Origin of the sequence: Streptococcus sp. X13SY08 (assembly GCF_001182825.2) — a bacterium.
Classification (GTDB): Bacteria; Bacillota; Bacilli; order Lactobacillales; family Streptococcaceae; genus Streptococcus.
The window spans coordinates 677,642-699,025 of record NZ_LFYO02000002.1 but is presented as its reverse complement, the minus strand read 5'-3'; the positions used below and the strand labels follow the sequence as shown (position 1 = coordinate 699,025).

At 40.7% G+C, this 21,384-nt stretch carries 21 protein-coding genes, 6 pseudogenes and 1 riboswitch; of the genes and pseudogenes, 19 read left to right on the top strand and 8 right to left on the bottom strand.

Features of this window, described 5'->3' with window-relative positions:
• Positions 1-14: 14 nt before the first annotated feature.
• The 4 genes and pseudogenes from AEX56_RS04180 (at position 15) to AEX56_RS04165 (ending at position 3,233) form a co-directional block, all read left to right on the top strand.
• A pseudogene (locus AEX56_RS04180) lies at positions 15-591 on the top strand (GNAT family N-acetyltransferase).
• Positions 588-1,384: pseudogene (gene map, locus AEX56_RS04175) on the top strand (type I methionyl aminopeptidase). The pseudogenes AEX56_RS04180 and map overlap by 4 nt, the downstream one beginning before the upstream one ends.
• A 72-nt stretch (positions 1,385-1,456) precedes the next feature.
• Positions 1,457-2,329, top strand: coding sequence for a YihY/virulence factor BrkB family protein (locus AEX56_RS04170; RefSeq protein ID WP_236682968.1), 873 nt, complete (start codon positions 1,457-1,459; stop codon positions 2,327-2,329).
• 196 nt (positions 2,330-2,525) lie between these two features.
• The gene (locus AEX56_RS04165) at positions 2,526-3,233 is read left to right on the top strand and encodes a B3/B4 domain-containing protein (RefSeq protein WP_049618000.1); all 708 of its coding nucleotides are present in this window, start codon (positions 2,526-2,528) and stop codon (positions 3,231-3,233) included.
• Positions 3,234-3,273: 40 nt separating this feature from the next.
• Here AEX56_RS04165 and AEX56_RS04160 read toward each other — a convergent pair whose 3' ends face one another.
• A complete protein-coding gene (locus tag AEX56_RS04160; protein WP_049617999.1) occupies positions 3,274-3,711 on the bottom strand; it encodes a GtrA family protein in 438 nt (145 codons plus the stop codon).
• Positions 3,712-3,739: 28 nt separating this feature from the next.
• Positions 3,740-3,837, top strand: a riboswitch (PreQ1 riboswitch).
• Between AEX56_RS04160 and AEX56_RS04155 the strand changes: the two genes are divergently transcribed.
• The 10 genes and pseudogenes from AEX56_RS04155 to AEX56_RS04110 all read left to right on the top strand — a co-directional run bounded on the left by AEX56_RS04155 (position 3,835) and on the right by AEX56_RS04110 (position 11,046).
• The gene (locus AEX56_RS04155; protein ID WP_131542027.1) at positions 3,835-4,350 is read left to right on the top strand and encodes a QueT transporter family protein; all 516 of its coding nucleotides are present in this window, start codon (positions 3,835-3,837) and stop codon (positions 4,348-4,350) included. It overlaps the preceding riboswitch by 3 nt.
• Before the next feature lie 109 nt (positions 4,351-4,459).
• Positions 4,460-6,534 (top strand): annotated as a pseudogene (locus AEX56_RS04150) (helix-hairpin-helix domain-containing protein).
• On the top strand, positions 6,521-6,952 hold the full coding sequence (locus tag AEX56_RS04145; protein ID WP_049617998.1) for a SprT family protein: 432 nt from the start codon (positions 6,521-6,523) through the stop codon (positions 6,950-6,952). The pseudogene AEX56_RS04150 and the gene AEX56_RS04145 overlap by 14 nt, the downstream one beginning before the upstream one ends.
• A 75-nt stretch (positions 6,953-7,027) precedes the next feature.
• The gene (locus AEX56_RS04140) at positions 7,028-7,675 is read left to right on the top strand and encodes a hypothetical protein (protein WP_053093925.1); all 648 of its coding nucleotides are present in this window, start codon (positions 7,028-7,030) and stop codon (positions 7,673-7,675) included.
• Positions 7,676-7,713: 38 nt separating this feature from the next.
• Positions 7,714-7,944, top strand: coding sequence for a PspC domain-containing protein (locus AEX56_RS04135; protein ID WP_049617997.1), 231 nt, complete (start codon positions 7,714-7,716; stop codon positions 7,942-7,944).
• Entirely contained in the window at positions 7,904-8,425 is a 522-nt protein-coding gene (locus AEX56_RS04130) for an NUDIX domain-containing protein (protein ID WP_053093924.1), read from the top strand. Before AEX56_RS04135 ends, AEX56_RS04130 begins: the two co-directional genes overlap by 41 nt.
• Before the next feature lie 81 nt (positions 8,426-8,506).
• Positions 8,507-9,439 (top strand): HPr(Ser) kinase/phosphatase, encoded by a 933-nt coding sequence (gene hprK, locus AEX56_RS04125; protein ID WP_049617996.1) that lies wholly within the window; start codon positions 8,507-8,509, stop codon positions 9,437-9,439.
• A gap of 2 nt (positions 9,440-9,441) precedes the next feature.
• Positions 9,442-10,218 (top strand): prolipoprotein diacylglyceryl transferase, encoded by a 777-nt coding sequence (lgt, locus tag AEX56_RS04120; protein WP_049617995.1) that lies wholly within the window; start codon positions 9,442-9,444, stop codon positions 10,216-10,218.
• A 51-nt stretch (positions 10,219-10,269) separates the two neighbouring features.
• Positions 10,270-10,616: pseudogene (locus AEX56_RS04115) on the top strand (DUF948 domain-containing protein).
• Positions 10,600-11,046, top strand: coding sequence for a YtxH domain-containing protein (locus AEX56_RS04110; RefSeq protein WP_049617994.1), 447 nt, complete (start codon positions 10,600-10,602; stop codon positions 11,044-11,046). The pseudogene AEX56_RS04115 and the gene AEX56_RS04110 overlap by 17 nt, the downstream one beginning before the upstream one ends.
• Positions 11,047-11,195: 149 nt before the next feature.
• Here AEX56_RS04110 and AEX56_RS04105 read toward each other — a convergent pair whose 3' ends face one another.
• Positions 11,196-11,507, bottom strand: a complete 312-nt coding sequence (locus AEX56_RS04105; protein WP_049617993.1) for a DUF3270 family protein — start codon at positions 11,505-11,507, stop codon at positions 11,196-11,198.
• Positions 11,508-11,665: 158 nt separating this feature from the next.
• Here AEX56_RS04105 and AEX56_RS04100 point away from each other — a divergent pair, with 158 nt between their 5' ends.
• On the top strand, positions 11,666-12,595 hold the full coding sequence (locus AEX56_RS04100) for a peptidase U32 family protein (protein ID WP_049617992.1): 930 nt from the start codon (positions 11,666-11,668) through the stop codon (positions 12,593-12,595).
• 277 nt (positions 12,596-12,872) lie between these two features.
• Positions 12,873-14,090 (top strand): annotated as a pseudogene (locus AEX56_RS04095) (peptidase U32 family protein); the annotation flags it as partial.
• A gap of 89 nt (positions 14,091-14,179) precedes the next feature.
• Here the strand turns inward: AEX56_RS04095 and AEX56_RS08955 are convergent.
• The 4 genes and pseudogenes from AEX56_RS08955 to AEX56_RS04080 form a co-directional block, all read right to left on the bottom strand.
• The gene (locus tag AEX56_RS08955; RefSeq protein ID WP_236682999.1) at positions 14,180-14,257 is read right to left on the bottom strand and encodes a hypothetical protein; all 78 of its coding nucleotides are present in this window, start codon (positions 14,255-14,257) and stop codon (positions 14,180-14,182) included.
• Positions 14,258-14,314: 57 nt separating this feature from the next.
• Positions 14,315-14,605 (bottom strand): hypothetical protein, encoded by a 291-nt coding sequence (locus tag AEX56_RS09370; RefSeq protein ID WP_330218248.1) that lies wholly within the window; start codon positions 14,603-14,605, stop codon positions 14,315-14,317.
• Positions 14,574-16,364, bottom strand: a pseudogene (locus AEX56_RS04085) (zinc carboxypeptidase); the annotation flags it as partial. The pseudogene AEX56_RS04085 and the gene AEX56_RS09370, both read right to left, overlap by 32 nt.
• A gap of 523 nt (positions 16,365-16,887) precedes the next feature.
• Positions 16,888-17,223: a hypothetical protein gene (locus AEX56_RS04080; RefSeq protein ID WP_049617991.1), complete on the bottom strand. Its 336-nt coding sequence runs from the start codon at positions 17,221-17,223 to the stop codon at positions 16,888-16,890.
• Between the two features lie 137 nt (positions 17,224-17,360).
• Between AEX56_RS04080 and AEX56_RS04075 the strand changes: the two genes are divergently transcribed.
• Positions 17,361-17,573, top strand: a complete 213-nt coding sequence (locus tag AEX56_RS04075; protein ID WP_049617990.1) for a YdbC family protein — start codon at positions 17,361-17,363, stop codon at positions 17,571-17,573.
• 10 nt (positions 17,574-17,583) lie between these two features.
• On the opposite strand, the gene AEX56_RS04070 is transcribed toward AEX56_RS04075, so the two are convergent.
• On the bottom strand, positions 17,584-18,123 hold the full coding sequence (locus AEX56_RS04070) for a biotin transporter BioY (RefSeq protein WP_049617989.1): 540 nt from the start codon (positions 18,121-18,123) through the stop codon (positions 17,584-17,586).
• Between the two features lie 235 nt (positions 18,124-18,358).
• Between AEX56_RS04070 and pbp2b the strand changes: the two genes are divergently transcribed.
• Both pbp2b and recR read left to right on the top strand, forming a co-directional pair.
• The gene (gene pbp2b, locus AEX56_RS04065) at positions 18,359-20,413 is read left to right on the top strand and encodes a penicillin-binding protein PBP2B (protein WP_049618258.1); all 2,055 of its coding nucleotides are present in this window, start codon (positions 18,359-18,361) and stop codon (positions 20,411-20,413) included.
• An 8-nt stretch (positions 20,414-20,421) separates the two neighbouring features.
• Entirely contained in the window at positions 20,422-21,018 is a 597-nt protein-coding gene (gene recR / locus AEX56_RS04060; protein WP_049617988.1) for a recombination mediator RecR, read from the top strand.
• Positions 21,019-21,161: 143 nt separating this feature from the next.
• On the opposite strand, the gene AEX56_RS08560 is transcribed toward recR, so the two are convergent.
• Positions 21,162-21,308 (bottom strand): hypothetical protein, encoded by a 147-nt coding sequence (locus AEX56_RS08560; protein ID WP_160315171.1) that lies wholly within the window; start codon positions 21,306-21,308, stop codon positions 21,162-21,164.
• Between the last annotated feature and the right edge of the window lie 76 nt (positions 21,309-21,384).

Sequence of the window (21,384 nt, the reverse complement as noted above, 5' to 3'; positions counted from 1 at the left end):
TTAGGCAACATACCATGGAGACGTTGACAAAATTGGCTCAATTTGCAGAGCTCGAAACTTCACGTCTTTATCTAAGGCCTGTTCGCTATAGATAGTGACGGACAAAATTTTTACAAAATTGCTTCTAACTCTGAGAATTTACGTTTTATTTTTCCTCAAATGATGAGCGAAAAAGAGAGTCAGCATATGCTAGTTCATATTTTTATGAAGGAACCCTTGGGAATTTGGGCAATTTGTCTGAAAGATAGTGTGCAGAATATGATCGGAGTTATTCGATTGGAGAAGCTGAATGTGCAAGCGAAACAAGCGGAAATTGGTTATTTTTTGTATCAGGATTTTTGGAATCAGGGCTTGATGACAGAAGCACTGCGAACCATTGTCTATCTTTGTTTTTATGAATTTAGTCTCCGAGAAATTTTACTAAGAACTCATTTGGAAAATAGAGCCAGCCAGCGTGTAGCAGAAAAAGTTGGTTTCAGAGCCAACCGACAATACAAGGGAAGTGACCGCTATACTCACAAAATGCGGGATTATAAGGACTTTATCATGAGGTCCTCGGATTTTAAATTAGAAGAGGAAGAAATAGAATGATTACTCTTAAATCACAACGTGAAATTGAAGCGATGGACCGAGCAGGTGATTTTCTTGCTAGCATTCATATCGGTCTACGTGATGTGATTAAACCAGGTGTGGATATGTGGGCAGTTGAAGAATATGTCCGCAAACGCTGTAAAGAAGGAAATGTGTTACCGCTTCAAATCGGTGTGGAAGGTCATTTGATGGACTATCCTTACGCGACTTGCTGTGGCTTAAATGATGAAGTAGCACATGCTTTTCCACGTCATTATTTGTGGACGTTTCAACCTCGGATTTTAACAATGTTGAGATGATGAAAGAATTCACTGAAAATTACAAGGGCGGTTTGGCGGATTCTTGCTGGGCCTACGCTGTTGGTCAAGTGTCCCAAGAAGTAAAAGATTTGATGGATGTGACCAAAGAATGCTTGTACATTGGTATCGAGAAAGCGGTCGTTGGCAACCGCATTGGGGATATCGGTGCAGCTATTCAAGAGTATGCGGAAAGTCGTGGCTATGGCGTTGTTCGTGATTTGGTAGGACACGGTGTTGGACCGACCATGCATGAAGAACCAATGGTGCCACACTATGGTCGTGCTGGTCGTGGACTCCGTCTTAAAGAGGGAATGGTCTTGACGATAGAACCAATGATCAACACTGGTACCTGGGAAATTGACACAGATATGGAAACAGGTTGGGCACATAAGACGCTTGATGGTGGACTATCTTGTCAATATGAGCACCAATTTGTTATTACCAAAGATGGACCTGTTATTTTGACGAGCCAAGGTGAAGAAGGAACCTATTAGAATAGTCAAGGAGTGAAAAAAATGGGAAGGACCCTGAGAGAATCGAAAGTTAAGAAATTTGTTTCTTCCTTTTTGAGTTTTTATCAGAGTGCAGAAACGGATATCACAAGTGTAGCAGTGGGTTACTATTTGACGGTCTCTATTTTCCCCATCCTTATGACGATGGCGAGCTTGTTGCCGTACTTGCAGTTTGATGTAAAGCAGATTTTAGATTTCATCAAAGATTTTATTCCTGTAAAACTTTATCCAACGGCTGCAAATATCGTCACATCTGTGCTCAGTAGACCTTCCCCTACTTGGTTGGGAATTTCCATTGCCACTACTCTATGGACTATCTCTCGTTCCATGAATGCCTTGCAAAAGGCATTTAATAAAGCCTATGGCGTTGAAAAGCACCGCGATATGATTATTAGCTACATCGTAGGATTTTTCTTGGGAGTAGCGATTTATGCTCTGATTACACTTAGTGCCATCATGGTTGCCTTTGGTAATACGCTTTTGCAGAGCTTGATCAATTGGTTGCAGTTGGAAGATGGATTTTTCCGTAGTTTGCTCAATCAAACAGAATTGGCTGTTTATGTGACCCTCTTTTTAGGGTTGGTCCTGCTTTACTTTTTCTTGCCAAATGTGCGCATACGTAAAATGCGTTTTGCTCTTCCGGGTGCCATCTTTGTTATGCTGGTCATGGGCACGGTAGGTCAATTTTTTGGTCTCTACGTTGAAAGTTACGCAGATAAATTATTGGACTTTCGCTTCGTGACGGCAGTGATTATTCTTGTCTTCATGTTGTGGTCTGTCTTTTTAGCTAATATTTTGATTATCGGTGCCGTTTTAAATGCGACTATTCAACACTATTTTGTAGATGAATTTACCCATCGCAGAGGAGATGTTATTTCCGTTTTCCAACGAATGAAACAAATTATAAGTAAAAAAGAAGAATCCTAATGTCTCATTAAGGTTCTTCTTTTTAGGATGATTTTTGTTGCAAATACAAGAAAATTCGCTATAATCACAAAGAGGGGGAGTGTCAGAAGAAACTCAATTGCTGGAGTCGTTTGTCGTGCACGGGTACAGCAATCGTGGGGATTCTTCTGTTAACTATGAAAGGAATAATTGAATCTATTGGCAAAAGGAGAAAAACATGAAAGTTATTGTTGATCAAGAGTTTTGGGACGTATTTCCAGATGCTCAAATTTCTATTTTAAATATTGTTGGTTTGGATAACCACATTGACGAGAGTAAGAATCCTTATTTTCAAGACTTGCTCACTAAAGCTAGTCAAAAGGCACAGGATTTTATTCAAGAAGAAAGCTTTACTGAAAATGATGTCATCAAAGAGTGGCGGGAAGCCTTCACCAAATTTAAAACCAAAAAAGGAGCTCGTTCTTCTATTGAAGCGCTTTTAAAACGGGTTAGCCAAGAACGTGATTTTCATCCTACCAATCCTTTAGTAGATCTCTATAACAGCATTTCACTTTCCTATGGCTTACCGTGTGGTGGTGAGGATGTGGACTGTATCGTTGGAGATATGCATCTCGGAAAAGCTAAGGGTGGCGAGGCACTTTTCCCATTGGGAGCAGAAGATGACTCTCCAGCTCTACCAGAAGAAATGATTTACTATGACGATAAAGGTGCGATTTGTCGTAATCTAAACTGGCGTGAAGCTAAAAGGACTATGTTGGCAGAAGACACCCAACATGCTGTTTTGGTGATTGAAGCCATCAATGACACACAAAAAGAGCGAGCGCAGGAAGCGGCACAGGCTCTTAGCAAACTATTGACAGATTATTTCGGGCAAGAGGTGTCCATCGTACACTTGACTACTGAACATAGGGAAGTAGAATTATAAATGAAAAAAGAGAATAGTGGACGGCTATTCTCTTTTTATTTTATTTGTCACCAGCAGTGAATACAAAGAGCTTACTGAGAACGTAATTGAAGACAATGACCAGAACTTGGGAGATTAAAGTAGCAACAGCATTGACCTTTTGGATATCGTGTCCAACAAATTGTCCAATGATTTGTGGGAATGCGTCCACGAAAATATAGGCTAGAACCATATCTAGGAATAAGGTCGAGATGCGGGCTAGCACAAATTTGATCATTCGTTTGAGCCAACCACTAGATTTTTGTTTGAAAACAATACGATCATTGGTAAAAAATGCGAAAGTGATAGCTACACAGTTGGCGATGAAGACCACTAGAAGTGTCTGCGGAATAATGGCAAACAAAATGGTCCGAGTGGCAATATAAACTAGTGTAGTAGCCACTCCGAAAACTAAATAGAGAAAAACTTCATTTTGCAGTAATTTTTTTAGATGTTTCATAGTGATAGTCTACCATTTTTTTGCTAAATATGCTATACTAGACGGGTTGTGAAAGCAACCCTTGGCACTTCCTCCCTTTAGCCAAGCATATTATACGCGGTTTAGCCGCCAAAGGAGAAACTTATGGATATAAATAAATGGACTGCTCGCGATCTGGCACAAACAGCGCTTGTTGCAGCGATTTACGTGGTACTGACCGTTACTCCACCGCTTAATGCAATTTCTTATGGAGCTTATCAGTTCCGCGTATCAGAAATGATGAATTTCTTGGCGTTTTACAAGCCTAAGTACATTGTCGGTATTACCATTGGCTGTATGATTTCCAATCTCATTGGCTTTGGCCCAGTGGATATGGTTGTTGGCGGTTTATCGACCTTGGTATTTGTGGCATTAGGTGTCCTTCTCTTTCATCGGTACATGGCAGAGCGGGTATTCGGGGGACTGTTTAACAAAGCCTTTTTCTACTTTTCACTTTTCTTTTCTTTGTCTATGTTTACCATTGCCTTGGAATTGAAAGTCTTATATGATTTACCATTTTTCTTCACTTGGTTTACGACAGGAATCGGAGAATTGGCATCGCTCTTGGTCGGAGCCCTTGTCATTGAAAAGTTAGCAAAAAAAATCGATTTTACAAAATAATGACCCAAAATGGGAGGCAGGTCTGAGAGCAATCTCAGGCCTTTTATTTGTGATTTAGAAGGCATGAAATAGCTTACAAGGCAATAATTCTTGTGATATAATAGACACTATGGAAGAAAAATATTTGAAAATCGCTCAAGATTTGGGCGTAACGATTAAGCAAATTGAAACGGTATTGACCTTGACATCCGAAGGCAATACCATTCCCTTTATCGCGCGCTACCGAAAGGAAGTAACGGGTAATCTGGATGAGGTTGTCATCAAGACCATTATCGATATGGATAAGTCTTTGACAGCTCTTTCTGAGCGTAAGGAAACAGTTCTTACGAAGATCCAAGAACTTGGGAAATTAACACCTGAGCTTGCAAAAGCTATTCAGGAAGCAGAAAAATTAGCTGATGTGGAAGAACTTTACTCTTTCCCTTGGCGCGCCTCATTCTACAAAATGTGTCAGATTTGGAAAAACAAGCTGAGAATTTTATGACTGAAGGATTTGACACAGCTGTTAGCTGTTTAGCTGGAGCAGTGGATATTTTAGTAGAAGCCATTTCTGAAAATACCAAACTACGTTCTTGGACTTATCAAGAAATTCTCCAAAACTCAGTCATCGTTTCAGAACTCAAAGATGCTGCAGCAGATGAAAAGTTAGTTTTTCAGATTTATTATGATTTCTCAGAAAAAGTCGCTAAAATGCAAGGATATCGTACTCTTGCTCTCAACCGTGGAGAAAAAATTGGGGCTCTCAAAGTTGGTTTTGAGCACAATCTGGATAAGATCTTGCGTTTCTTTGCAGTTCGTTTTCCACAAAAAAATGCCTACATTGAAGAAGCGATTGCTCAAGCTGTTAAGAAAAAAATCATACCAGCCATGGAACGTCGTGTACGTACAGAATTGACAGAAGAGGCAGAAGAGGGAGCCATCAAGCTTTTCTCTGAAAATCTGCGCAATCTCATCTTGGTACCACCTTTGAAAGGCAAGACTGTTTTGGGATTTGACCCTGCATTTCGTACAGGTGCTAAGCTTGCAGTGGTGGACCAAACTGGGAAACTGTTGACGACGCAAGTTATCTATCCTGTCAAACCAGCTTCAAACGGTCAGATTGCTCAAGCTAAAAAAGATTTAGCAGACTTGTTGGGGCAGTATGATGTTGAAATTATTGCTATCGGAAATGGGACTGCTAGCCGTGAATCTGAAAGCTTTGTAGCAGAAATTTTGACAGAGTTTCCGGATATTAGTTATGTTATTGTCAATGAAAGTGGCGCTTCTGTTTATTCTGCTTCTGAATTGGCACGTCATGAATTTCCAGATTTAACGGTTGAGAAACGCTCTGCTATTTCCATTGCAAGACGTCTCCAAGACCCACTAGCAGAGTTGGTTAAAATCGATCCAAAATCTATTGGTGTTGGTCAATACCAGCACGATGTGAATCAAAAAAAACTGAGCGAAGGTCTAGATTTTGTCTTGGATACGGTAGTCAACCAAGTCGGTGTCAATGTTAATACGGCTAGTCCAGCCCTCCTTGCTCACGTAGCAGGACTCAACAAGACCATTTCTGAAAATATTGTTAAGTACCGCGAAGAAAATGGTGCATTGAAAACCCGTTCTCAGCTGAAAAAAGTACCACGCTTAGGCGATAAAGCCTTTGAGCAAGCTGCAGGATTTTTACGCATTCCAAATGGCGACAATATCCTCGATAATACTGGTGTCCACCCAGAGTCTTATAAGGCAGTTGAGGAACTCTTTGATTTACTTGATATTGCTATTTTAGATGAAGCTGCTCAAGGTCGATTGCAGGCGGTAAATGTAGCTGAAACAGCGGAGAAATTGGGTATAGGTCAAGAAACTCTGAAAGATATTATCGCCGATTTGCTCAAGCCTGGTCGCGATTTGCGAGATGATTTTGCAGCTCCTGTTCTTCGTCAAGATGTTCTAGACTTCAAAGACTTGCAAATTGGGCAAAAATTGGAAGGCGTAGTTCGTAACGTTGTGGACTTCGGTGCCTTTGTTGATATCGGGATTCATGAAGATGGGCTCATTCATATTTCCAATATGAGCAAGACCTTCATCAAGCATCCAAGTCAGGTCGTGTCAGTGGGTGATTTGGTAACCGTTTGGGTGCACAAACTAGATCAGTCGCGTGAAAAGGTTAATTTGACCTTGGTGGCCTCTCGTGAATCTCACTGATTATGTTCAGCAAGTCTCTCTCGAAGATTTCGGAAAGCCTTTTAAGCATCAAGCGTATTGGAATAATCGATTGCGCTCCACAGGTGGACGATTTTTTCCGAAAGATGGTCATCTAGATTTTAATGTCCAAATGTTAGAACAACATGGTTTCGATGTATTTCGGAAGATTGTTCGACATGAACTTTGCCATTACCATCTTTATTTTGAGAAAAAGGGGTATAAGCATGGCGATCATGATTTTAAGGATTTGTTAAAAGCAGTTAATGGGTTGCGCTATGCACCAGCTTTGCCCTTGCAGGCTGGAATTGTTCGCTCCTATTATTGTCAGACATGTGGTCAAGTCTATGTGCGAAAGCGTCGTATTGACCTTGCTAAATACCGCTGTGGAAAATGCCGTGGTCTTCTTATCAAAGAATAAGTTTGAAATCAGTCCTTGGGCTGATTTCTTTTTCAGTGAGCATGCTATAATAGTATAGAGAATTGAGGTGAGTGTATGGGAAAAGAACAAGAAAAGCGCTTGATAGAGTTGTATGAAAAAGGTATCTTGACCAAGGAAGAGGCGAGAGCCTGTTTTTTAGAGTTGGCAGAAGAGGGCGATTTCACTTTTGTCGAGGAACGTTCCAAGCTCAATTTTACTCTTCCCAGCTTCAAGGTCTTTTCTTCCTCAAAACGTAAGCAAGAGTACAGTTTTGATACCATCGAAGCCATGACTATTCGCCTAACAGAAGGGCGGATTCACTTCATTAAAAATAAAAAAGATCAAATTCATTTGTCCATTTTGTATCCACATGAGGCGGATTTAGCTAAATTGGCACAAATTTTTATTGAGGAGGAGAAGCTGCTCTTTGAAACAGGATTGCCTTGTCAGTTAACGTTTGCCTTACCGGAAAAATGGATGTCGGTGTTAGATTTGGATCTGGGTTGCGCGGATGCACGCTTGGATTTTCTTCCTTTTGAAGATATTTCTATTCATAGTCAGACGAGCAAAAAACAACAGGATGTCCGTCTGACTTCTACAGGTAGTTTTTCTCAATTTATGACAATCCAGCTAGCACATGCCCATGTCCAAGTACAAGTTCCTAAAAAACAAGGTATTAAAGGACGAGTAGAAGGGGAGATAATTTTTTACATTTTCAAATGAGAACGACAGATGGTCTCTTAACGATGAAAGGAATATAGATGTTAGGATTTTATAAAGAACGACAAGGAAGATGGATTAGTGGTGTCTTTGCAGGTATTGCTAAGCGTTTTGTTTGGGATCCAAAATGGTTGCGTGCCTTGTTCTTGGCGATACTGATCTTTGTTGATCATAAATTTTTGTTAGTGCTTGCTTATGTAGCCTTAGCCTATTTTTTACCCTACAGACACCATGGCAGTAAAAACTCCAAAAGAAATGTGGGATGCCTATGACAAAGAAGGTCATCAAGTTAGGGGAGTCCTGCTTAATCGTGCAGCCTTCCCAGATGGAAGTGGCTGGTATCATATGGCTATCAATGTATGGGTCTGCCATGAGGATAATAGCTGGCTTTTTGTGAGACGCGCAGCGACAAAGGAACATCATCCCAATGTTTACGAAGTAGGAGCGGGTGGTTCTGTTTTGGCTGGTGAGACAGGGAGACAGGCAGCAGAGCGAGAGCTTACGGAAGAGACGGGCTTAGTGACCAAGGAATTGGAATTCCTTTTTGGGTTTAGTGAACCGCAACACTTGACCAATTTTGAAACCTATCTTGCAACAGTGTCTGGAAGCAAGGATATTCGTTATCAAGAGGGTGAAACGGACGACCATGCTTGGGTTACTAAGGAAGACTTGCCAGCTTTCTTAGAAAAGCAATTGGTTTTTCAAAATCAAAAAGAGCAAATATTGGACTATATACAGAAGGAAAGCGAGTAATCGCTTTTTTTTCATTTCTTTACAAAGGAAGAAAGCGTCTTCTTGTGATATAATGTTAGGGAATAGAAAAGAGAGGTAACTATGGTTGTTTTAGTAAAAGATTTGACGGACAATGTTCGTGTAGAATGCGCATATGGTACCGAAGAATCCTTGAAAAAAGAAATCAAAACGGCTGATATTTCACGTCCTGGGCTTGAAATGACGGGGTATTTTGATTACTATTCTCCTGAACGTCTCCAGCTGATTGGGATGAAGGAGTGGTCATATTTGATGGCCATGGCCAGTCACAATCGCTACCAAGTACTTCGACGAATGTTTCATCCAGACACGCCGGTTTTTGTGGTGGCGCGTGGTTTGGAGATTCCAGAGGAGATGTTTCAGGCTGCTAAGGAAGAAGATATTGCTATTTTGCAAGGTCACATGCCGACTAGTCGACTTTCTGGAGAATTAACCTCTTATCTAGATTCTCGTTTGGCTACGCGCACGAGCGTCCACGGTGTTTTGATGGATGTTTATGGCATGGGAGTCTTAATTCAGGGAGATTCTGGAATCGGTAAAAGTGAGACTGGCCTTGAGTTGGTCAAGCGTGGACACCGTATGGTAGCCGATGATCGCGTCGATGTCTACGCTAAAGACGATGTGACCCTTTGGGGTGAGCCTGCGGAAATTCTGCGCCACTTATTGGAAATTCGTGGCGTCGGTATTATTGACATCATGAGTCTCTATGGTGCCAGTGCTGTAAAAGAATCCTCCGAAGTTCAATTGGCTGTCTACCTCGAAAATTATGATAAAGGGAAAATCTTTGATCGGTTGGGAAATAGTGGCGATACCATTGAAATTGCGGGTATCGAAATTCCACAAATTCGTATCCCTGTAAAAACAGGTCGCAATATTTCCGTGGTCATTGAGGCTGCAGCCATGAATTATCGCGCGAAACAAATGGGCTTTGACGCAACCAAGAGTTTTGAACAGCGCTTAGCTTCTTTGATTGAAAAGAATAAGGAGGAGAACTAAGAATGGATCCCATTGCATTGAAATTGGGACCGCTAGAAATTCGTTGGTATGCACTCTGTATTGTCACTGGCTTGATTCTAGCAGTTTACCTAGCTTCTAAAGAAGCGCCGCGTAAGAAAATATCGTCCGATGATATCTTAGACTTTATCCTCATTGCCTTTCCCATCGCCATTATTGGAGCACGTCTTTATTATGTCATTTTTTCTTGGGATTATTATAAGGATCATTTGGCAGAGATTTTCGCTATTTGGAATGGGGGAATCGCTATTTATGGCGGTTTGATTGCAGGACTTTTAGTCTTGATTTTCTTCACTCGCCATCGCTTTATTGATACATGGGATTTCCTTGATGTAGCAGTTCCGCCTGTTATGATTGCACAAGCTATTGGTCGCTGGGGAAATTTCTTTAATCAGGAAGCCTTTGGTGCTAAAGTTGAACATCTGAACTATTTACCAAGTTTTATTCGTGATCAGATGTATATTGATGGTAGTTATCGTATGCCAACCTTCCTCTACGAATCACTTTGGAACCTTTTAGGGTTTATCATTCTTGTAATTCTGAGACGACGTCCACACTTCTTTAAACGTGGCGAAATCACTCTTTTTTACCTAGTTTGGTATGGAATTGGTCGTTTTGTGATTGAAGGGATGCGAACAGATAGTCTCATGCTTGGTGGTTTGCGTGTCTCTCAATGGTTATCTGCTTTCCTGATTCTCTTGGGAATTGGTTTATTCCTCTATCGTCGCAAAACAAAAGAACTCCCTTGGTATCAAGCCTAAATTGTTTTGTTGGTTAATTGTACCCTCTCATTTAAAAGGAGAAAATATATGATTATTGAAATTTCTGTTTTGTTAATTGCACTTGCTTTTGTAGCTATTGCAGTCTATGTCGTTCTATTATTGAAAAAGATTTCTGCAGTGACGGATGAAGCCCAGCAGACTTTGATGTATTAGTGGACGATGTCAATGGTAAGGTTGAAACTTTGAATCCATTATTTACAGCTGTTGCAGACTTATCTGTATCCGTTTCAGACTTGAATGCTTCAGCCCGTGGATTAACCTCAAAAGCAGCATCAGCTGGTAAGACAACTGCTAAAGTGGGTGGCTCGCTTTCAGCAATTAATGTTGTCTCATCTCTCTTTAAGAAGAAAGGAAAAAACAATGGCAAAGACATCTAAAGTATTGACAAGCTTGATTTTAGGTGCAGCAGGTGGAGCAGCAGCAGCTGTGTTTCTTGCAACTGAAACAGGCAAAAAATTTAAAAACAAGGCTGTTACTTTTGTTAAAGATTATCAAGAACATCCAGACGAAGTCAATGCAGACATCCTTCAGCGTGCCCAAGATTTGAAGGACCAGGCTGTTGACAAATATAATGAGGTCAAAGGACAGTTTGAATCTGGAGAATTGACAGTGGATGATTTAGTCCAAAATGGCAAAGAAAAGGCGACTGTCTTGAAAGATCAATCGCTTGAAAAATTTGGACAACTGAAAAGTAAATTAGCAGATCAAAAAGAATCTACTACAAAGGATATGGAAGAATTTGTAGAGGACGAAGTAGATCTCGCTGAAGATATTGTTGTCCAAGACGAAATCGAAATCAATTTATAAGAAAAAGCATTGGGCACCCAATGCTTTTTTGTCACTTTTGTAAAATCGTTTAGGAAGCTTTTTTCTTGTTGTAAACAAGGCAAGACTATTGACTTTGACTTTCTAAAAAAGAATCTCTGTCTCTACAAAGGAATAAATAAAAAAACGATCTAGCGACCGTATTTCTTTTTGCGAAACTTTTGGTATTGTCTTTTGGTAGCAAATTGTACCAACTTTAATCCTAGTGCACCAGTAGCAGTGGCTAAAATGAAAGCGATAAAAATTGGAATCTCTAACGTCAAATAAATATAAGCTGAAAAAACAGTAAGAATTGCAAAAATAGTAATATTTACGAAAAATAAAACTTCTCTTAACTGTTGTTGTTGATAATTGCTTGCATGGTATTCTTGGTAGCTGACCAGATTCTCTTTCGGGGTAGTGTTCTCATACTGGTGGTCAGACCTATAGTTTGGTAATGCCATAAGGTCTCCTTTATTTCTGCCTTACGATGATACCATAACATTACTGGTTTTATGTGTCAGAAATGTTACAGAATCATGACAAAGAAATGAGAAAAGTCAGATCATTAAAATCTCTGAAATCACTCATCACTATGCAAAGATTTTGATATACTATTCACATGAAAAATATAATCATTACAGCAACGGCAGAAAGCCTTGAGCAAGTTAAAGAACTTCTGGCAGCAGGAGTTGACCGCATTTATGTAGGTGAAGCGGACTATGCTCTTCGTTTGCCTAAAACATTTACTTATGAAGAATTGCGTCAAATAGCAGAGCTCGTTCACGAGGCTGGTAAGGAATTGACAGTCGCAGCCAACGCCCTCATGCACCAAGAAATGATGGATAATATCCAACCTTTCATGGAATTGATGAAGGAAATCAAAGTGGATTATTTGGTGGTGGGAGATGCAGGCATCTTCTATATCAATAAGCGTGACGGATACAATTTTAAGTTGATTTACGATACGTCCGTTTTTGTGACCTCTAGTCGCCAGATTAACTTCTGGAAAGACCATGGTGCAGTTGAAGCAGTCTTGGCGCGTGAGATTCCATCAGAAGAACTGTTCGATATCTCCGAAAATCTAGAAATTCCAGCAGAAATATTGGTCTATGGCGTATCTGTCATTCATCATTCAAAACGTTCTCTCCTCCAAAATTATTACAATTTTACCCACAGTGAGGAGACTGATAAGTCTAAAGAACGTGGTCTTTTCTTGTCAGAACCTGGCGATCCAAAAAGCCATCATTCTATTTTTGAAGACAAGCATGGGACCCATATTTTCATTAACAATGATATCAATATGATGAGTAAGTTGACTGAATTGGTGGACCATGGCTATTGCAACTGGAAATTGGACGGAATTTTCTGTCCAGGACAAAATTTTGTGGAAATCGCTAAGTTATTTGTCCAAGCAAAAGAAATGCTGCAAGCAGGTCCGTTCACTTACGATCAAGCCTTTTTATTGGATGAAGCTGTGCGTAAATTGCATCCGGCTGAGCATGGGTTAGATACTGGATTTTACGAATACGACCGCAATAAGGTCAAATAAATAAAAAAAGTGATGAAGATTGAGTTGCTGTTTCAAGGCTTCATCACTTATAAGATAAAGAAAAAACATCTTACTATCTTGTAAATAGGCAACTCTATGTCTGATGGCTACGTCACATCAGACAACGCCAATTCTTATGGGAAATTGGCTAAGAGTTGCACTAGATATCCGTAGAAAGATTGGCTTTCTACGGATATCGTCGGAGATGGGATATGTTTTTGTTAAAAATAAAATGAAACTTACTATCTTAAAAATAGAAAGAAAAAATTGATATGTCATTGATTATGGTGCAGACGCTGTCTTTGTAGGTGGTCAAGCCTATGGATTGCGTAGTCGTGCGGGAAATTTCTCCATGGAAGAATTGAAGGAGGGCATTGACTACGCGCATGCGCGCGATGCCAAGTTTTATGTAGCTGCTAACATGGTGACGCATGAGGGAAATGAAGAAGGTGCGGGTGCTTGGTTCCGCGAGTTGCGTGATTTGGGACTTGATGCCGTCATTGTTTCTGATCCAGCGCTCATTATGATTTGTGCAACAGAGGCCCCAGGCTTGGAAATCCATCTGTCTACTCAAGCCTCTTCAACCAATTATGAAACCTTTGAATTTTGGAAACAGTTAGGCTTGACACGTGTTGTCTTGGCGCGTGAAGTCACCATGGCAGAGCTAGCAGAGATTCGCAAGCGTACCAGCGTAGAAATCGAAGCTTTTGTTCATGGTGCTATGTGTATTTCTTACTCAGGACGCTGTGTTTTGTCTAATCACATGAGTAATCGCGATGCCAACCTTGGTGGCTGTTCCCAATCTTGTCGTTGGAAGTATAACCTCTATGATTTACCATTTGGGGAGGAACGTCGTTCCATCAAAGGAGAGGTGCCTGAAGAATTTTCCATGTCTGCAGTTGATATGTGTATGATTGACCATATTCCAGACATGATTGAAAATGGTGTGGATAGCCTTAAAATCGAAGGACGCATGAAGTCAGTTCACTATGTTTCTACTGTTACGAACTGCTATAAAGCTGCGGTGGATGCTTATTTGGAAAGCCCAGCTAAGTTTGAGGCCATTAAGCAGGATTTGATTGATGAACTGTGGAAAGTGGCGCAACGTGAATTGGCAACAGGTTTCTACTATCAAGCTCCAACCGAAAATGAACAACTTTTCGGCGCTCGTCGCAAAATCCCACAATACAAATTTATCGCAGAAGTTGTTGATTCTGATAAAGCAACGATGAAGGCTACCATTCGTCAGCGTAATGTCATCAATGAAGGGGACCAAGTGGAGTTCTATGGTTCAGGTTTCCGACATTTTGTGACGAACATTCAAGATTTGCATGATTCTGAAGGAATGCCAATTGATCGTGCCAATCGTCCAATGGAACTTTTGACTATTAATGTGCCTCAGGAAGTCTTTCCAGGAGATATGGTTCGTGCCTGCAAATCTGGTCTCATCAATCTTTACAAGGAAGATGGACAAGCCGTGACAGTACGAGCCTAATACTGAATCAAGCGAGCAGATGCTCGCTTTTTTGGTATTCCGAAACTCAAAAAGAGTGGAACCGTTTGTCCACTCTAAGAGTATGTGAGTTAATTTGCAGTGTTGCGGCGGCGGATGCTGAGATAGGCACTGCCAAAGAGGAGTAGAAATCCGCTAATAGCGATCATACTTGAATCTTCTTGTCCCGTAGTAGGGAGTTTTGCTGAGCTTGATTGAGAAGAAGATTAAGATTTGACACTCACCATTTGAACAGTAGCTTGTTGAGCATCTTTATGAGAAATGATGTGTGCTTGTCCAGTTTTATCCTCCTGTTCATCAGTAAATGCGGTCAAATCAATTCCGAAAATAGCGTTACTTACCCAACGATAGAAATGAATGGTATGAGTTTTGTTCAGTGGATTACCTGCGAAGATTGGTTGTCCCATAAAATCTCCACTGATGGCAACAGTCTTGTTGGCTAAACCTTCATAACTTGGCAGCAGGAATCGCTTCAATCCAGCTGCCCGAATTAGCATAGGAGAGTGCATTTGCATTGTAGCCACTAGTATATGGATTGCGATCATCTAAGCTGATGTTCATCAAACCTTCATAGGCATAGCCATTTTCTTCATCGTTCATGGCTGCATCAAATCCTGAGAGTAAACCAAGTTGCTCTAAGCGTGCCATGGCTACTCCGCCCATAATGATAACAGGTTTTTTGCCCAAAATATCCTTATCGAATTGGTCATTATCCAAGACAATGACATCGGCATCTTCTACATTTGTCACGACTTCAAATCCCATTTGCAATAAACCTAGTGTGACTTCTGAAACAGAGTGAAAGCCAAGACCTTGATTAGGATTACCAGGTGCGTAGATTTTCTTAGGTTTCATGACTTGCCCAATCGGTTTTTTATTGGTTGCTTGTGCAAATAATGGATAGAGGCCTACCAGCTCTTTGATAGTAGCTTGATCTACAATAAAGCCATCGTCTGTCAAGTAAACAGATTTTCCATTTTTAAGGGCGTAATTGACAGATTGGACAGCAGGAAGTGAGTTATTGGAAATAATATAATAGGATTGTTTACCTAATTCCGTAGTTCGAGGAGCTTGGGAAATGGTTACGGGACCTAATTTTCCATCGAATTGCCCTGCTTGATAGATAGCGTCAGCTTTGAAACCGCGCATAGCTGGGAAATTCATGACTAACTCGGCGTACATAGCAGGCCATTCAGATTCATTGGAACCTTTATAGAGCACATGGTTGGCATAGCCACGTTTGGCTTGTGCCATGTCAATGACCAAATCGCCTTTTTTGTATTCAGCAGTGTCTTCTGTTAACTGGCTGAGGAGAACACCATTACGACGGAAGTAATCAATCATTTTGAAGGCTTGGTCAATATCATTTTTGGCGGACAATTCCATCGGAATGACATAATAATCAGGGAAGAAAGTTGCGTGGTCACCCTTGATAAGGCCTTTGACCGTACCATCAACTGTTACCAGAGGTGTTTCTGCAGAAAGTGCTTCAACTTTATTGACATCGCGAGAATAGTAGCGCAAGCGATTGACCATCAACCTATCACTGTTTTGTAAATCATAATCAATTCCTGCAAGGACTGCAAAGAATCCAGCCTTGTAGGATTCTTGATTGGTTTCAGGGACTTCAATGGTGTGTCCTAAAATACCATGATAGAGTGCATAGACCGCAGTATAGCCTGAAAATGCATCATCCCATCCTGAACCGTAATCGAATTTCGGAATGATGTAACCTTCGTATTTAGAGTTGGTAATACCTGCTCGCCCCATAGCACGAGCTTCTGCAACCAAGTCATCTTCAAAGATATCGTATTCAAAGTTTGGGTCATGTGGAGGAGTAGCGGGTTCAATCAGAAATTCTTTGACAAAACCGTGGATATCAAAGACTGCGATCGGATTCCATTTTGTCATCTGTTCTACAATAGCTCTGGTTTCAGGATTGGTTTGATAACCTGTATCGCGATTTGGATCTAGCCCATTTGCCAGAGCTCGGGTATTATTGACATCCCCATCAGGATTTTCAGTGAAGTTGAAAAGTAATATGACTTTTTCCAGCAATTTCATGACATCAATTGTCACTTCTTTTGGTTGGTTATGTTCATCTACAGCTTGGTAGCGAATAAGGGATTTTTGAGCAAATTCTTTGAAGAGGCCCCGCACAACATCAATACCAGGCTGCTCATCAGCGTGTGTATTGTTGATGAGAATGGGTAATTTGTAGTCAAATTTTCCTTTACTTTGAGCTCCGCTATTTTCTTCTGTAACGAGCTCAATTGCTTCAGTTGTCGGCGCAGCAACTGGCTTAGGCTCATCAACAGGAGATACTTCGCCACTTAGATTTGTTTCCTGTTGGTTCATAGCAGAGCTGTCAGATGCGGTAGCTTCAAGCACTGTGGGCTGCGTAGTCAAGCTACTAGGTATGCTTGTATCCATGCTTTTGCTTGCTTCTTCTGCTTTTGCATGTTGGGCGAGTGCAAGGCTGCAGACCAATAAACAAGAAGTGGACACTCCTTTTAAAAGTGTCTTTTGTGCTACTGTAAACTTTTTCATGAGAACCTCCTTTTTACAGCGTTTGTAAACGTTTTTGACGATATTCTAGCACAATCAACTGATGAAAACAAGGTTGAAAATAAATATTATTATGCATAAAATGGAGCGTGTTGCATAATCATTAAAATAGATTGATTTAGTCGTTTGAATTATACAAAAATAAAAGTATATTGTACTATTTATAAAAAAATAAAAAGAAAAAATCTCCAAAATTGGAGATTCACTAAGATTATTTTGAAAACTTTTGTGAGTTGCGAATGGTATCAGGCACCATACGAATGCGTTTGATATCGTCAATTTGGATGATGCTTCCCATATTTTTTGAGAAATTCTTCAAGACCAAGCGTCTACGTTTTTCATCAAATTTAACAATGTCACCCGTGAAACTCTTATTGCCATAAATAACATGGACAGCAGCTCCCTTGTAGAGGGCTAATTGGATGGTATTGATGTGGTTGATTGCTTGCTCTTCTTGGGCATTGATAGTGATAGGTGCTAATGGTGATGCTGTATTTCCAACAAAATGATTGACATGCCCAACCAAGACTTCCAAAAACTTTTTCATGGTAAAATCCTTTCATCCCTGATACAATAATCTTACCAAATTTTTGAAAAAAGACAATATTTTTTCGAATATGTAATAGAGTAGTAAAGAAAGGACACATGTCTTATATCGGTTATGACATGTGAAATGATTCCAATATGGCAGATTTTACATTTGAAATTGAAGAAAAACTTTTGGTTCTATCTGAAAATGATAAAGGCTGGACCAAGGAGCTCAATCGCGTTTCCTTTAATGGGGCACCAGCAAAATACGACATCCGTACTTGGAGTCCTGACCACACTAAGATGGGGAAAGGCATTACGCTTTCCAACGAGGAATTTCAAGTTTTAGTTGATGCATTTTCCAAATAAAGAAAGAAGCTTACATAAAGTAGGCTTCTTTCTTTAGTGCGGGCTGAAGAGCTTTGGCGATGAGAATAACCACTACAATCTTCAGAATTCCGGTTAAAATAAAGGGAATAACCGTCCAAGCGAGTGTGTCTGTCCAACTAGCCCCATTGAAAAATTTGAAATATGCAGCGCCACCCAAGAGTACAAGCGCTACTCCGAGGCAATTTGCCAGAAAGATACGAATGATAGAGCTGTCTAGGTATGTGAGGTTTGCTGTCACCAGTGCGTAAATCAGAAATGCCCACAAAAAGCCACCTGTCGCACCAAAGAGTGCTTGAAAACCGCCACTTCCTCCAGCAAATACAGGAAGACCAATGGCACCTAGTGTTAAATAAAGTGCGACGCTAGCAACAGCTTCTTTAGGATAATAAAGCGTTGCAATCAGCCCGATAGCAAGTGTTTGTAGAGTAAAAGGAACTGGTCCTAGTGGGATACTGATTTGAGAGAGGGCAGCGATGAGAGCGGCCCCAATAGCAGCATAGGCAATAGATCGCGTAGATGAAGAATTCATTTTGTTATCCTTTTCTATTTTTTTGGTTAACAAAAGTTTAGCGATTTTTTAAGAAGAAGTCAATATCTTGTGGTCGGACGTCACAAACAAAAAAATCTTGGACAAAAATAGGCTGCCATTATCCTAAAAAATAAAAATGATCACAGTCCAAAGAACCTTGTCGTTCTTTTCTGTGATATAATAGAAAGGAATTTTTCCAGAATGAGGTAGTAAAGTGACAAAGAAAGAAAATAGTATGAAAACACGAAAAGAGAGCATGATTCCGCGTCGTTTGTATGTTCTGTTTGGTCTCGTAATTTTTCTGTTTTCAGTTCTTATTGCGCGTCTGGCATATATGCAAATTGTGAATCAGAAATTTTATAGCGATAAATTGACAACTGCGAGTCAAAAAACGATTACGAGCAGTTCTGTTCGTGGGCAGATTTACGATGCAAAAGGTATTACCTTGGTGGATAATCAGGTAGAGCAGGTGGCTGCTTTCACTCGATCCAATACTATGACGGCTCAACAGATTAAGCAAACAGCGCAGGAACTTATTCAATTTGTAACGGTAAATGATGTATCTGTTTCCGAGCGGGACAAGGCAGATTACTATTTGGCAGATAGTCAGACTTATCGTGATGTTGTGGCAAAATTGCCAAAAGACAAGCATTTTGATGCGGACGGCAATTTTTTACCAGAAGCAACGATTTATGCCAACGCCGTAGCCAGCTTGACGCCAGAGCAAATCACTTTTTCAGCAGATGAAGAAAAAATTGTTGAGCTCTTCACTCAAATGAATGCAGCGGGTTATTTTGAAACGGTCCATTTGGTGACCCAGCCCTTGACGGCAGAACAAATCGCTAAGATTGCTGCCGATGAAAAGAATCTTCCCGGTGTTTCTACCACAGCCAATTGGAATCGGGTCGTTTTGCCGACTTCGCTAGCTTCCGTCATCGGAACAGTGACAACAGAGCAAGCTGGTTTGCCACAAGAAGATGCCAAGGAATATTTGGAAAAAGGTTATGCCCTCAATGACCGTGTGGGAACTGCTTATTTAGAAAAGCAATACGAAGATGTTCTCCAAGGTCGACACGAGAAGAAAGAAATCGTGCTGGACCGAAATGGACAAGTGGAAAAAATTGAAACCGTACAAGAAGGTCAAAAGGGCGACAATATTAAGTTGACCATTGATCTTCAATTCCAAGATGGAGTCAATAATATTCTCAAGCGTCATTTTGATAGCGAATTAGCGACAGGTAGTGCCCGTTATTCCGCTGGTGTCTATGCGGTTGTGCTCAAACCTAAAACTGGCGATGTTTTAGCAATGGCTGGCTATAAGCATGATGTTGAGATCAATCAAGTAAAAGAAAATGCTCTCGGAACAGTGACGGATACTTTTGTACCAGGGTCTATTGTCAAGGCAGCAACCATTACTTCTGGCTGGGAAAATGGAGTGATTTCTGGGAATCAAGTCCTGACAGATCAGCCAATTCAGTTTGCAGGCGGAGCGCCGATTAATTCTTGGTTTACAGCCTATGGGAATCAAGATATCACAGCTGTTCAAGCCTTGCAATATTCATCCAATACTTATATGGTGCAAATTGCATTAAAAATGATGGGTCAACCATATAGTTATGGCATGTATCTAAGTGAGAATGAACAAGTCAATACTGCTATGGAAGAGCTTCGAAAATCCTTCGGTGAATACGGTTTGGGATCTTCAACGGGTATTGATTTGCCGCTTGAGTCAACAGGTTATTTGCCGTCGGAGTATGCTATTTCTAATTTTATTACCAACGCCTTCGGTCAGTTTGATAACTACACACCGATGCAAATGGCTCAGTATGCAGCAACAGTTGCTAACGGTGGTAAACGTGTCAGCCCACACTTAGTTCAAGGCATTTATAGCAATAAAGAAGACGGCTCACTTGGTGATTTAATCGAGGTTGTTTCTGGAAAAGAACTAAATCAAGTTGCTATTTCAGACCAAGATATGGATTTGCTGCAAGAAGGATTTTATCAAGTTGTAAATGGGACAAGTGGTTTTACAACTGGTAGAGCGATCTCTTATGGTGCTTCTGTTCCAATCAGCGCCAAAACGGGGACAGCCGAAACTTTTGTCACGACAGCAACGGGGCAAGTTTTGAATGCGGTCAATACCAATATCGTTGCCTATGCCCCAAGTCAAAATCCACAAATCGCGGTGGCGGTTGTCTTGCCAGACTTGACAGACTTGAATTCCTCTACTAGTAAGGCAATTACAACTGAAATTATCAATCTTTACGACTCGCTCTACCCTATGAATTAAGGAAATATATGTTATATCCAACTCCAATTGCCAAACTCATTGAATCCTACTCAAAATTACCAGGAATTGGTATCAAAACGGCGACTCGTCTAGCCTTTTATACTATTGGTATGGAAGATGATGTAGTCAATGAATTCGCCAAAAATCTTTTGGCAGCTAAACGTGAACTATCTTATTGCAACATTTGTGGAAACTTGACAGATCAGGATCCATGTGGGATTTGTCAGGACCAGACGCGGGATCAAACTACGATTCTTGTCGTGGAGGACAGCCGTGACGTATCCGCAATGGAAAATATTCAAGAATACCATGGACTCTATCATGTACTACATGGGCTCATTTCTCCTATGAATGGAGTAGGTCCAGATGATATCAATCTCAAAACCTTACTGAAGCGTCTCATGGATAATGAGGTCACAGAGGTAATTATTGCCACCAATGCAACAGCAGACGGCGAAGCAACCTCCATGTATATCTCTCGCGTCCTCAAGCCAGCGGGAATCAAGGTTACTCGTTTGGCACGAGGTTTAGCAGTAGGTGCAGACATCGAATACGCAGATGAAGTGACCCTGTTACGTGCCATTGAAAATCGGACAGAGTTATAGCTCAAGGAGGCTTAGTTTCTCATGGGCTAACGCCAAATCCCACGGGACTTTGGCTAAACTCTGCACTAAGTTTTCAAAATGAGTAAGGTCGACTCTTTTTGAAAACTGTCGCCGATTAAAGTTAGTTCGTCGCTAGCTATAGCTTATTGAAGCAAGGCTTTCAATGGGCTAACGCCAAATCCCATGAGAATTTGGCTAAACTCTGCACTTGATTTCATGAAATTGTCACAGTTAAAAATCAGACTTGAGACCGATGGAATATTTTTTGGAATGAGATATACTAAACTCAATCCTAAATATTTTCATAATCTCCTGAAGACACCAGCCAGACAGTTGGTGTTTTTCTGTTGCAATTTTGAAAAATAG